The following is a 13,179-nucleotide window of genomic DNA, read 5'->3' as shown; positions in this document are numbered from 1 at the left end:
TATAGTCAGTTCAAAGTAAAATTGTCATAAATTTAGACGAGCTACTGGTATAAATTTTACTGGCGTGCTATTACCTTTCAACGCTGCGCAACTTCACGTAAAAATAGCATCCCAGCAGCGCTATATCATTTTTAGAGTAAATCAACTATAAGTGCTAAATTGCTATCTCATTCATCTATCAATTATTTTGCTTCAAATAAAGAGCTTTTCCCTATCGCTGTGATCGCTCAATTATCTGTTACTACTCGTACTGGTTCAAATTCTGTTTTTTATGCTCATGTTACCTAAGCCTTTGTTTCTATAAAGCGCCTAATGACGCTCATTTTAAAAAGGGTTAGCTTAAGCTATGTCAGGATACAAATTCACAAGGCATTATTTTACAGTGATTTGTCGCCCTTGACCAATTAATCGCAAAATTGGCTCAAACCTTGTCACTTAAGTAATATAACAGCCATAAAAAAGCGGCGTGAAACTATTCCACACCGCTTTTGTAATACTCAGATATCTTATCGATAATCACACAGCTGAGTGTGATATTAACGACGTAGACCTAATTGGCTGATCAGTGTGGTATAGCGACCAAGATCTTTACCTTTTAGGTAATCAAGAAGTTTACGGCGCGTGTTTACCATACGGATAAGACCACGGCGGCTATGATGATCGCCTTTGTGCTCTTTAAAATGGTTCTGTAGATCGTTAATACGGGCGCTTAATAGGGCAACCTGAACTTCAGGGGAGCCAGTATCGTTCTCGCCGCGTTGGTATTGAGCAATGATTTGTTCGCGATCAGTATTCGTTAGCATAATTCTCTCCAGCAATGCTAAGAGCTCTATAATTTACTCAAACAGATGAGTGCTTATAGAACCGTAAAAATAAAAAAGCTTTGGCATCATTCAGGACAACCCTGCATTACTAGAGTTGACCTAGTGAACGCTAAGCATTCAAGGGTCGTATTATTAAACAATGAGCTTCACACGTAAACATTCAAGCTTAGCCGTCTATCTAGATACTAACTAACTAGATGCTAAAACTATATCAAAGTTTTGCATAAGAGCTATTGCCAATACGGCGCTGATTATAACAAAAAACTGCCACATTAGCAGCAGTTTTTATGGTGAGTTCACACATTTGATATCACAGTAACATCAATGGATAGACTCATTATAAGGATTACTTATCGTTGTTCTTTTTAACATCGTCTTCTGTAGCATGTCGACCAAGCTCGCTATCATCAAGCGGCGCAGTTGTTGCTTCTGCTAAACTATCAGGAGCCTCATCAGTTGGGTTAATCTCTTTGTATTGCTCTTCGATTTTCTTTTCTTGTTCATCCATTATTACTCTCCTATTCTTATAATAATTTTGCAAGCCTAAAAACAATAGCTTTCTTCTTAAAAGAAACGCTTTGAAAAATTTTTATAGAAGATAGCCATCATAGTTACAAGTTGCTAGCTATAAGTGCTTACTTATCGTCTTTAGCATTCTCTACATTGTCTGCAATACGATCGGCAGCAGCTTCTGTCTCTTCGTTATAATTGTCTTCGGTTTGATTCTTTAGTGAAGCGATTTGCGAGTCAGACTTTTGTTGCTCAAGCTTGGTATCGTTTGGGTTAGGCTGTGTCATAGTAGATCCTTAGTGGTGGTTAAGTAAATTAAATCAGATATAGAAGAATAGAACTAGGATAGTGCTTTGTCGATAGCGTCTACGAAATCATCAATATCATCTGGATTGCGTGAAGTAATCAGATTACCATCAATCTGCACGCTCTTGTCGACAAATTTTGCACCTGCGTTCTCTAGATCGGTTTGCAAGGAGTGATAAGCGGTTAGCGTTTTGCCTTTTGCAATGCCTGTATTGATCAGTGCCCATGGCGCATGGCAGATGACAGCTAAAGTCTTGTTTGCGTCGTTAATAGCATTGATGATGCTATGAGCTTCTTTGTTGCCGCGAATAGTATCAGCGTTTACCGTACCGCCTGGTAATACTAGCGCATCATAATCAGTAACATTTGCTTCATTGGCGAACATATCAGCCGTGAACGTATCAGCTTTATTGACGTCCTGCTGCATCGCTTGTACTTGTTTATCGTCATTAGTAGTAATCAGAACGGTCTTATAGCCTTTGTCTTTGAGCTGGTTATTGACGTCTTCATACTCTGCTTGTTCAAAATTATTATGTAGTAAAAAAGCGATCGTTTTCATAATCTACTCCATTATTGATTATAGTCTCCTACTAGCTTACGTTGTCGCTGTTTTTATTATCATTAGTGCCTAGTAGGTTTGGCTAGTCTATAAAAAAAACAGGTCACGCCATAGACGTAACCTGCAATAAAATGTGACGATATGTGATTAATGTAATGCCCTAGTAATGCAATCTATAAATGGATGAGCTTTTTAGGCTGCAAGCGTCCGTTGAGACTAAGTGCCCCTAGACCAATAAACTGTCCCTGTTCATCAACTAGACGTATATCTATAGGCATCTCATGATGCAAAAGTGGCTCGACTTTTGGTTCTAGATGGTTCTTAGAATCAACCAAAATCTCATCAGACACTTGAGAATCGATACTGCTGGAGAGGTAGTTTTTAATATCAACACTCATCTGCTCTAAGACATTAAGGCGTTGACCTTGGCGTATACGTGCAACTTGCGCTGCGGTCAGCATAAGGGTAGCAGGTATATCAATACAAGCGTCCACTGGCAGCAATTGCTCAAAACGTTTATCAAGTGCTAGTGCTTCAAGCTCTGGTATGGTTATGGCATCATCAATAGCGAACTTGCCCACTTGCAATCGTCGTAATGCGGTTAAGTGACCGAGCGTGCCTAACGCTTGCGCGATATCCTCTCCCAGCACGCGTATGTAAGTGCCCTTAGTACAGGTTGCGGTGAGTTGCAACTGAGTGTCATCAATGGCAATCAGCTGGATATCTTTGATGACAATATCTCTTGCTGGACGTTCAACCTCAATGCCAGCACGTGCATACTCGTAGAGCTTTTTGCCGTCTTTTTTGAGTGCAGAATACATAGGCGGGACTTGCTGCTGCGCGCCCAAAAACTTTTGAGCGATGCGCTCTAGTAGCGGCTGATCAATTTGAGTTACCTCAGCAGTCGCAATAACTTGCCCGTCAGCGTCGCCCGTATCGGTTTGACTACCGAGCGCAATAGTCGCCTGATAGGATTTGTCCGCGTCGAGTTGATAGTGACTAAACTTGGTCGCCTCCCCTAAGCAGATCGGCAAAAGACCTGTCGCCATAGGATCAAGCGTGCCTGTATGCCCCGCCTTTTTGCTGTCATGCATTGGCGACTTAAACACATACTTCACCTTTGACACGACTTGCTGCGAGGTCATACCTTGTGGTTTATCCACCAAGATAACGCCAGAGACCCTTTGTTTATCTATCTGTTTTTGCTTAGTCATTTTGCGAGGCGTCGTTTTCTACGTCATCTTCGTTTTGCTCAGTTTTAGTAACGGCTTGACTGATCAAGTCCATCATATAGTTACCACGCGCGGTCACTTCATCATAGTGAAAGCGCAGGCGCGGCGTCGTCCGTGTTTTTAGGCTATGGCTTAGCTCTGTGCGCAAAAATCCTGCGGCGTTGTTGAGTACTTTGATGCTCTCTTCGTGACTGGTTTTGACCATAGCATCATTAAGCTCAGGCTCCATGATAGTGACATAGACATCAGCGTAGCCTAGATCTGGGCTAACCTTTACGCTAGAGATGGTCACAAAACCCGTTAGACGCGGATCATTGACTTCATCACGGATAAGGACGGCAAGTTCGCGCTGGATTTGATCAGCCAAGCGTTGTAGACGTTGGTTCATAGAATTAACCTTACTGTAGTAAAATTTTTATAGTTAAAATACGTTTAGAGCGCTCATTTTATAATAAGGGCTATTCGGTAAAAAAGGCCTAGCAGGGTACACCTGTTAGGCCTAGTGGTAACTGACTATCAAACAATAGCCTTAGATCGTACGTGCGAACTCTTGAATCTCAAAGACTTCAATCTTATCGCCCGCTTCGACATCATAGCCACGAACTGCAAGACCACATTCCATCCCCATACGCACCTCATTGACGTCTTCTTTGTAACGACGTAATGATTGCAATTGACCGGTAAAGATAACTTGGTCATCACGTAGTACGCGGATAGGCTTGTTACGATAGATCGTGCCTTCAACCACCATACAACCGGCAGCTGCACCAAACTTACTAGAGCGGAATACTTCGCGAACATCCGCCACACCAAGGATCTTCTCACGATGTTCAGGCGCGAGCATACCGCTCATAGCTGCTTTGACATCATCAATAAGGCCATAGATGACGCTGTAGTAGCGAATGTCCATATCAGCGCTATCGGCTTTGCGGCGTGCAGTGGCATCAGCGCGAACGTTGAAACCTAACAGCACCGCTTCACTAGATTCAGCAAGGGTAACGTCAGACTCTGAGATTGGACCAACGCCTGAGCTGATAACGCGAACTTTGACTTCGTCAGTAGATAACTCATTGAGTGCTGCAAGTAGAGCTTCTAAAGAACCGCGAACATCAGTCTTAAGTACAATGTTTAAGAAAGACACATCACCTTGTTCCATCTGATCGAACATGCTCTCAAGGCGCATAGCGTTTTGACGTTCAAGTTGACGTTCACGCTCACGATTGGCTCTAAAATCAGCAACTTCGCGAGCTTTTTTCTCGTCGGTAACGACTAAGAATTCGCTACCAGCCGCTGGCGTCTCAGGTAAACCTAAGATCTCAACAGGGATAGAGGGACCCGCTGACTTAACACGTTGACCATGCTCGTCCGTTAGCGCACGAACCTTACCATAATGCTCGCCTGCTAGAACGAGATCGCCTTGCTTCAATGTACCTTTTTTGACCAGTACGCTGACGACAGGACCACGACCTTTTTCTAGTCTTGATTCGATAACGACGCCTTGAGCAGCACCATCTAGTGGGGCTTCTAATTCCATCAATTCAGACTGCAAGCTGATAAGCTCTAACAGCTCATCGATACCGTCACCTGTTTTGGCAGATATACGAGCCATTGGTGTATCACCACCCCAATCCTCTGATACCACTTCTTTCGTCGTCAGCTCATTGAGAACGCGATCAGGATCAGCGCTTGGCTTATCCATTTTGTTGATAGCAACGATAATAGGCGTACCTGCCGCGCGGGCATGATCAATCGCTTCTGCCGTTTGAGGCATCATGCCATCGTCAGCGGCGACAACTAAGACAACAATATCCGTCGCCTGAGCACCGCGTGAGCGCATCGCACTAAAAGCGGCGTGACCTGGAGTATCTAAAAAGGTAATGACGCCGCGATCCGTCTGCACATGGTACGCACCGATATGCTGAGTGATACCGCCAGCTTCACCTGTGGCAACTTTAGTCTCACGAATCTTATCAAGTAAGGATGTCTTACCATGATCAACGTGACCCATGATAGTAACGACGGGTGGACGCGTTTGTACGTTACTGCTGCGCTCATCAACGGCATCATGTAGATCGTCTTCGACTTTGGTATCGCTAACGGGTACTGGGTTGTGACCCATCTCTTCTACGATTAAACTCGCTGTCGCTTGGTCTATCATGTCAGATTCGCGAGCGATTTCGCCCATTTTCATAAGCAATTTGATCACTTCGCGAGCTTTGACTGCCATACGCTGAGCTAAATCAGATACTGCGATTTGCTCGCTAATTTCGACGTCATAGACGATTTTTTCGACAGGCTTTTCAAACTTATGCTGTGACGCTTGCGTTGAAGTCAGACCGTTCTTACGATTCTTGATTTCACGCTCATCTTGGTTTTTGCGGCGACGACCACGAGCACCCGTACTATTAGAACCACGTTTGATCTCACGGCGCTCTTTTTCAAACGACTCCTCAAGCGCGTCTCCTACAAGGCCTTCAGCTAATGGCTCGTCTTTACGAACTTCTGCCACAGGCTCACGGTCGGTATACTTACCCGCCATTTTGCGCATCTGCTCAAGCGTACGCTTTTGCGCTTCTTCAGCTTGTACGCGGCGCGTCTCAGCTTCGATTTCACGTAAGCGTGCTTCCTCAACTTCACGTGCTTCGCGTGCTTTACGTTCAGCTGCGGTTTCAACTTTTGGCTTAGTCGCGGCAACCTTTTTCTTAGGCTGCTCTTTTGACTTGACTTCAACTGCCGCTTTGCCGCCTTTTTTGACGACAACAGAGGCTGCAACATCATCGTTTTTGTCATCAGATGACTTGTTAGAGCCCAAGCTTGCACGCATCGCTGCTAGCGTTGCTGCTTGACGTTCTTCAGATTTTTTCTTAGCAGCTTGGCGCTCTTCGGCATCTTTGGCAGCGCGAGCTTGTGCTTCAGCCAAAGCCTGTTCACGAGCGGCTAATTCTGCTGCCATTTTTTCTGGATCAGGCTTGTCGAATACTTTTTTCTTACGCACTTCAACATTGACGCTTTTGGACTTACCAGAGGAGCCAGTCACGCGCGCGGTGCTCGTCGTCTTAGACTTAAGACTGATACGGCGCTTGTCGGTCTGGCCATGACTTTGTTTTAAATACGTCACTAACTTCTCTTGCTCGCGTTCAGTGACCATGTCACTCTCTTCGCGAGCAGGCAGTCCAGCATCTACCAGTTGCTGTTTTACAGCACTTACGGTTTTGCCGACCATTTCTGCTAGTTCTTTGACGGTCTTATCTGCCATTTATTATCACCTACTGTCTATTGTTTGCTATATTTTCAATTCAATTGTTGGCTACAAATGATTGCGTTAAGGCAAGTGTTGTCTTACTAAACGTTATAATAAGGACAGCACTCACGCTTTATGGTTGATAGCATATCACCAAAAGACAGCGATATGCGATTAGCGCCTATTCATCGAACCAAGATTCCCGAGCTTTCATAATCAGTTTTCCTGCGGTCTCATTGTCCAAACCTTCGATATCTTCTAGATCGAAGACGGCTTGTTCTGCCAAGTCATCGACGGTAATGATGTCTTTTTGTGCCAGTTTATAGGCCAGATTGACGCTCATACCTTCAAGGTCTTGTAGCTCTTGACTTGGCTCTTTCATGTTTTGTTGTTTGACCAGCTCATCTGCGATGACCACTTCTTTAGCGCGCTCTTGAATCATATCAATCGCTTCGTCATCCAAGCCTTCGATATCATAAAAGGTCTCAACAGGCACATAAGCTACTTCTTCGATAGTCGTAAAGCCAATATCGACAAGGGCTTGTGCCAAATCACGATCTACTTCTAAACGCTCATAAAATAAATCGATAAAGGCTTTTGATTCGCTCTCTTGGCGCTCTTGATACTCTTCTTCTAGCATCATGTTGAGCTTATAACCAGTCAGCTCAGAGGCCAGACGTACGTTTTGACCTTGTGAGCCAATCGCACGTGCAAGCTGATCGTTGGTACTAAAGACAATATCAGCTGTCTTGGCATCTTCATCTAGGATGATACTGCTGACATCAGCAGGCTCAAGCGCACTGATAATGAACTGGGCAGGATCATCTGACCACACCACGACATCGATACGCTCGCCGTCGAGTTCTTGTTGTACCGCTTGGATACGCGTACCACGCATACCGATACAAGCCCCAACAGGATCAATACGATGATCATTGGTCTTGACCGCTATTTTAGCACGAGTACCAGGTAGGCGAGCGACATTACGAATCTCAATGATCTCTTCTGCAATCTCAGGGACTTCCTTTTGCATCAGTGCTGAGAGCATTTCAGGATGCGTGCGGGATAATAGTAACTGCGCGCCGCGATTTTCACGGTTGACATGATAAAGGATAGCATTGATACGAGATTTGGCACGTAATTGCTCACGTGGCAGCATCTGATCACGAGACAGATAGCCTTCGGCGTTATCGCCTAAGTCAACAATGTAACCATCGCGAGTTTGTTTTTTGACTTCGCCATACATCATCTCACCAACGCGAGATTCAAAAGCATCGGCAACCAAAGCACGCTCAGCTTCACGGATCTTTTGGATGATAACTTGCTTGGCTTGCGTGGCTGCAATACGGCCAAATTCGATAGACTCAATCTGCTCTTCTTTGACATCACCAATGGACCACTCGTCTTGATCAAGATCAGTAATAGCAAGCTGACAGGCTGGCATCTCGTGGTCTTCATCAGCGACCACTGTCCAGTAACGATAAGTATCGTAGTCGCCCGTGTCACGATTGATCGCGACACGTACCGCTACTTCTGGCTGTTCGGTATAGACCTTTTTTTTAGTGGATACCACCAAAGCATCTTCGATAGCCTCAAAGATGTCTTCAGGGTTCAATCCTTTTTCGTTACTGACAGTTTCTACTACCGTTAAGATTTCACGACTCATACTCTATCTGTCCTATCGTTTTGTTATTGACTCATATCTTATCATTGATGTCGTAACGTTTATCGTCATTACGAATGTCACTACTACTATTGTCACAATGAGTTATTCACGGCTCAAATTTTTGATATTAGATTATATGTAGCGCTAGACGTCTTCATAGATCAAGTTTGCTTTATCTATATTACTAAAAGCAATCTCAAACACTTCGCCATCAGAGGCGCTAAGCGTTAGTGAGGTATCGTCCATACTATCGAGCTTGCCTGTCGCTTTGCGGCGTTTTTTGTCGCCCTGCCCAATCGCTTGTATCAAACGAAGGCTTACCGTTTGACCGATGTAATCACGCATTTGCGACTCTGAAAAGAACGCCCGATCAAAGCCAGGTGAGGATACTTCTAGAATAAACTCGCCTGCGATAGGGTCATGCACTTCTAATATACCGCTGACTTGATGATTCACCGCCGCACAGTTCTCAATAGTCACTTGCTTGTCTTGTGCTTGGTCTTCAGGCAACGCCTCAATATAGATACGCAGTAAAGAGCGCTGACCTTGCGGTACAAATTCTACGCCCCATAGCGACACATCACAAGCGGCAACAGCAGGCTCGATGATAGCGGTTAGTTCAGCAACTTTGGTTGATAATTTCATAATGTATTTATTTTTTCCTATTGACGTATCACTTGTACATAATAAACGGCAACGACTTTGCCTATTATTTTGGGCAAAAGCGCTCAGTCTAGGTTTTCTATGACCTAATCTTATTTATAGGCAAATGGATGTCATAAGATAAGGTAGAAGACCGTACTACTTATAAAATACTTATAAATAAGCACTCACTATGCCTAGTAGGCAGGCGCCACACAAGCTAATGCTTGGCATAGTAGGACAAGTGTCATGATAACACAAAGCTTTAGGTACAAAAAAACCCACAAACATAATGGTGGGCTAATCGACACTGGCTATTTAGGGTACAAACATCAGTATAAAAAGTGGTAGCGGGGGCTGGATTTGAACCAACGACCTTCGGGTTATGAGCCCGACGAGCTACCAGACTGCTCCACCCCGCAACAATTTAGAATGCGTATTATAAGTAGGTTTAATCACCTTGTCAATCTTTATTTAAATAAAGAGCGCTATAATGCATCGGTACTATACAAAACAAACATTAAAACTTGGACAAAACAAACATTAAAACTTGGTGCGATTGGGGGGACTTGAACCCCCACAGCTTGCGCCACCACCCCCTCAAGATGGCGTGTCTACCAATTCCACCACAATCGCTTATGAGACTATAAACTCTCATCACACTGCTTTTGACTATCTACTTTTAACTACGCTGCTCTTTGAGGAAAATTCAGAACAGTAGGTCGACTATTAAGAGTCGGCTGCAAAAACAGAAAAAGTATTGTAAGACTAACGCATCAAAATAGCAAGCGCTGAGTATCCATTAATAGATGATTATACCGAAACCTTGCTTTTTACTACTGCTGAGGGTTCTCGGTTAACGGGCGCGGCGTTTGCGGCGCAGATACAGGCGCATCTAGGCGAAACTGATCTTCAGCCTGCTCGCGAGCATTGACTGCAAGTACCATACTGGTAATAAAAAATATAACCGTAAGCACAGCTGTCGCACGAGTCAAAAAGTTGGCCGTACCCGCTGCGCCAAAGACTGTACCAGAGGAGCCTGCACCAAAGGAGGCTCCAGCATCCGCCCCTTTACCATGCTGTATCAAAATCAAGCCGATCATAGCAATCGCTACGATAATATGTATGGCTAATATAAACGTAAACATGGTGTCCTCTTTTGCCGCCTAATGACGACTGGTAACAATAATAAATGATGTGAACCAACGACTTATAGCTCAAATAAAAAAACTTATGACAATACTCGCCAAAAAAAATCTAAAGTTTGTGCCATTCGACCTTGTCAAATTAGAACTGCTCGTTAGATTAGAACTGCTCGTTAAATTAAAACTGAAAGTATCAAGGCTTAATAAATAAGGCGCATTGTACACGATTGCAAGGGCACTATTAAAGTGACTTTTATCACCTTAAAGAACACCGTTTACATCCGTCAGCCTACTCTTAGAGCAAAGAGTATAAGACCAAAGATCTTAATACAATACTAAGCTACTCATTAGCTTAACTAAAGGCATCCGCTATCGCCAAAAAGCTCTCTACCTTTAGTGAAGCGCCGCCCACCAAAGCCCCATCTATCATACTATCAGCAGCAAAGTCTTGCGCATTATCTGCATTAACACTACCGCCATAGAGTACATTTATATTACTAAAGGCGGGCGAGAGGCCAGCGAGCGTCTGCTTGATATGCTGATGGGTGGCGCTGACCTCAAAGACGGTTGGGACTTTGCCTGTACCAATCGCCCATACTGGCTCATAAGCTATCATTAGGTGCGATGAGAGAGAGTCGGTGATCTCTGGCTGCTGGGCTAGTAAGTCTTTGATAATGGATAACTGCTCATCGATAACATTTAGGGTTTGCTTATCATCGTACTGCGCTTGCGTCTCGCCAATACAAAATATGGCGCCCAAGTTTTGTTTGAGGGCACAAGATAGCTTTTGCATAAGCGCCTCATGAGACTCTTGATGGTACTGACGGCGCTCAGAGTGACCTAGTAGCGTCCACGTTGCACCAGCATCAGCGACTTGCTGCGCTGAGCAATCCCCAGTGTAGGCACCTGTACTATCACTATGCGCGCTAATATCTTGTGCAGCGGCAAGTAGCGATGTTCCCTTAATTTGCGTAGCCACAGCTGCTAAGTGAATGCTACTTGGGGCGACCATTAACTGACAAGTTATTGGCGCAGATTTTGCATCAATAGCAGCAAGTAAGCCTTGTACCAGTGCGCCTGCTTCGTGACTGGTGGCAGGATTTTGTTTCCAGTTGCCTATTACCCAAGTTTGCATCTTGTTTGCCCTATATGATTTATCATTATCGCTTTGTGCGCGCAAGTATAACAAATATTTTGCAAGTGCTATAGTATATAGAACACTAGGCTGTGTTTGATATTCGACCATAGCACTGATAGCAAGGTTAGGGAGAGACCATATCTATGACAACTATTAAAATCGGCGGCTTAGCGCAGCAGCTCATTAGCGAAGGGATTGTCAACGAGGCGCAAATGGATACTGCGCAAAGAGAGGCGCAGCAGCAGCAAATGGGACTGGTGTCTTATTTGGTAGATAACAAAATAGCCAATGCTTATCAGTTAGCAAAAATGATGTCGCAAGCTTTTGGCGATCCTTTATTTGATCTCAATGCGTTAAGCGATGACATCATACCCAAAGACTTAATTGATGAAAAAATAGTCCGTAAATTTAATGCGCTACCTATTTTTAAGCGTGGTCAACGGCTTTTTGTCGCGCTCAGTGACCCTACGCGTATCGATGCTATAGACGCCGTCGCCTTTAACTCGCGCTTGTCTGTTGAGACGGTAGTGGTTGAGGAGGATAAGCTCAAAGCCCGTATCGAGAAGCTATATGCTGATAGTATGCAAAACTTTAGCGGGTTTGCCGATAGCGACTTAACGGTCGATTTTGAAGACCCTGATGCTGATGATGGCGAGACCAAACTCTCTGATGGCGTTGATGAAGCGCCCGTTGTCAAATTCGTCAATAAAATGCTCGTTGATGCCATTCGTATGGGCGCATCAGATCTTCATTTTGAGCCATATGAAAAGAGCTTTCGTGTGCGTTTTCGCGTTGATGGCGTCATGCAAAAGATGGCCAACCCGCCCGTACAACTTGCCAGCAAAATCGCCGCCCGCCTAAAAGTCATGTCGCAAATGGACATCTCAGAGCGCCGCGTGCCACAAGATGGGCGTATCAAACTTAAACTATCCAAAAATAAAGCCATCGACTTTCGGGTAAGCTCATTACCGACGCTGTTTGGCGAAAAGCTAGTGTTACGTATTTTAGACCCCTCCTCTGCTATGCTTGGTATTGAAGCTTTAGGCTATGAGCCTGATCAGCAAGAGATGTTTTTAGAAGCGCTTCATAAGCCGCAAGGTATGCTGCTTATTACCGGACCAACAGGTTCTGGTAAGACCGTTTCTTTATATACGGGTATTAATATCCTAAATACCGGCGAAACCAATATCTCCACCGCAGAGGATCCTGTTGAAATTAACTTAGAGGGTATCAATCAAGTCAACGTCAACGCCAAAGTTGGTTTAACCTTTGCCAATTCGCTCAAGTCTTTTTTGCGTCAAGATCCTGATATCGTCATGGTCGGTGAGATTCGAGATTTAGAGACCGCTGAGATTGCGATTAAGGCGGCGCAAACGGGACATATGGTACTCTCAACGCTGCACACCAACTCAGCACCTGAAACCTTGACCCGTCTGCGTAACATGGGTGTGGCCTCCTTTAATATCGCCACTTCAGTCAACTTGGTTATCGCACAAAGGCTGGCTCGTAGATTATGTAAAAACTGCAAAAAACCTATCGATGTACCGCGTCAAAGCCTGCTTGAGATTGGCTTTACCGATGCAGACTTGGATGACCCCAATAATCATATCAGCGAGCCTGTGGGTTGTAGCGAGTGCCGTGAAGGCTACAAAGGCCGCGTTGGTATTTACGAGGTTATGAAAGTCAGTCCGGATATCTCGCGCATTATCATGGAAGATGGCAATGCGATCGATATCAAAGATGCTGCGCTCAAAAATGGTTTTAGAGATTTGCGCCGCTCTGGTATTTTAAAGGTACTCCAAGGCGTGACGAGTATTCAAGAGATGATGCGCGTTACTTCTGAATAAGTGCACAAACCGACCTGAATAAGCGCGTAAACCAACGAGAAAAGCGCTAAAATTAACATCAATACGTAA

General features: G+C 44.5%; 12 protein-coding genes and 2 tRNA genes. 1 reads left to right on the top strand and 13 read right to left on the bottom strand.

The genetic code is table 11. The features are described from left to right. Nucleotides 1-536: 536 nt before the first annotated feature. The 13 genes from rpsO to tpiA form a co-directional block, all read right to left on the bottom strand. The gene (gene rpsO, locus ACTXGE_RS00825; RefSeq protein ID WP_435951085.1) at nucleotides 537-806 is read right to left on the bottom strand and encodes a 30S ribosomal protein S15; all 270 of its coding nucleotides are present in this window, start codon (nucleotides 804-806) and stop codon (nucleotides 537-539) included. Between the two features lie 364 nt (nucleotides 807-1,170). Then, complete coding sequence (locus tag ACTXGE_RS00820) at nucleotides 1,171-1,332, bottom strand: hypothetical protein (protein WP_435950002.1); 162 nt, start codon at nucleotides 1,330-1,332, stop codon at nucleotides 1,171-1,173. Nucleotides 1,333-1,459: 127 nt separating this feature from the next. Next, entirely contained in the window at nucleotides 1,460-1,621 is a 162-nt protein-coding gene (locus tag ACTXGE_RS00815; RefSeq protein ID WP_317200487.1) for a hypothetical protein, read from the bottom strand. Between the two features lie 53 nt (nucleotides 1,622-1,674). Next, nucleotides 1,675-2,199 (bottom strand): type 1 glutamine amidotransferase domain-containing protein, encoded by a 525-nt coding sequence (locus tag ACTXGE_RS00810; RefSeq protein WP_443541223.1) that lies wholly within the window; start codon nucleotides 2,197-2,199, stop codon nucleotides 1,675-1,677. Between the two features lie 173 nt (nucleotides 2,200-2,372). Then, entirely contained in the window at nucleotides 2,373-3,413 is a 1,041-nt protein-coding gene (truB, locus tag ACTXGE_RS00805; protein ID WP_443541224.1) for a tRNA pseudouridine(55) synthase TruB, read from the bottom strand. Next, complete coding sequence (locus ACTXGE_RS00800) at nucleotides 3,406-3,819, bottom strand: ribosome-binding factor A (RefSeq protein WP_317200484.1); 414 nt, start codon at nucleotides 3,817-3,819, stop codon at nucleotides 3,406-3,408. The genes truB and ACTXGE_RS00800 overlap by 8 nt, the downstream gene beginning before the upstream one ends. Before the next feature lie 141 nt (nucleotides 3,820-3,960). After that, a complete protein-coding gene (gene infB, locus ACTXGE_RS00795) occupies nucleotides 3,961-6,687 on the bottom strand; it encodes a translation initiation factor IF-2 (protein ID WP_443541225.1) in 2,727 nt (908 codons plus the stop codon). 166 nt (nucleotides 6,688-6,853) lie between these two features. Next, nucleotides 6,854-8,338 (bottom strand): transcription termination factor NusA, encoded by a 1,485-nt coding sequence (nusA, locus tag ACTXGE_RS00790; RefSeq protein WP_443541226.1) that lies wholly within the window; start codon nucleotides 8,336-8,338, stop codon nucleotides 6,854-6,856. A 144-nt stretch (nucleotides 8,339-8,482) separates the two neighbouring features. Further along, complete coding sequence (gene rimP, locus ACTXGE_RS00785) at nucleotides 8,483-8,983, bottom strand: ribosome maturation factor RimP (RefSeq protein ID WP_435949998.1); 501 nt, start codon at nucleotides 8,981-8,983, stop codon at nucleotides 8,483-8,485. 342 nt (nucleotides 8,984-9,325) lie between these two features. Continuing rightward, nucleotides 9,326-9,402 (bottom strand) — tRNA-Met (locus ACTXGE_RS00780). A 129-nt stretch (nucleotides 9,403-9,531) separates the two neighbouring features. Next, nucleotides 9,532-9,616: transfer RNA gene (locus ACTXGE_RS00775), tRNA-Leu, on the bottom strand. A gap of 200 nt (nucleotides 9,617-9,816) precedes the next feature. Beyond that, on the bottom strand, nucleotides 9,817-10,128 hold the full coding sequence (gene secG / locus ACTXGE_RS00770; RefSeq protein ID WP_317200480.1) for a preprotein translocase subunit SecG: 312 nt from the start codon (nucleotides 10,126-10,128) through the stop codon (nucleotides 9,817-9,819). 349 nt (nucleotides 10,129-10,477) lie between these two features. Next, nucleotides 10,478-11,260: a triose-phosphate isomerase gene (tpiA, locus tag ACTXGE_RS00765; RefSeq protein ID WP_435949997.1), complete on the bottom strand. Its 783-nt coding sequence runs from the start codon at nucleotides 11,258-11,260 to the stop codon at nucleotides 10,478-10,480. 146 nt (nucleotides 11,261-11,406) lie between these two features. Between tpiA and pilB the strand changes: the two genes are divergently transcribed. Further along, complete coding sequence (pilB, locus tag ACTXGE_RS00760) at nucleotides 11,407-13,110, top strand: type IV-A pilus assembly ATPase PilB (protein WP_435949996.1); 1,704 nt, start codon at nucleotides 11,407-11,409, stop codon at nucleotides 13,108-13,110. Nucleotides 13,111-13,179: the final 69 nt, after the last annotated feature.

The sequence above is a fragment of the Psychrobacter sp. T6-4 genome, from assembly GCF_052258425.1.
In the GTDB taxonomy this organism is placed as follows: Bacteria; Pseudomonadota; Gammaproteobacteria; order Pseudomonadales; family Moraxellaceae; genus Psychrobacter.
This window is presented reverse-complemented; position numbering and strand designations above follow the sequence as displayed.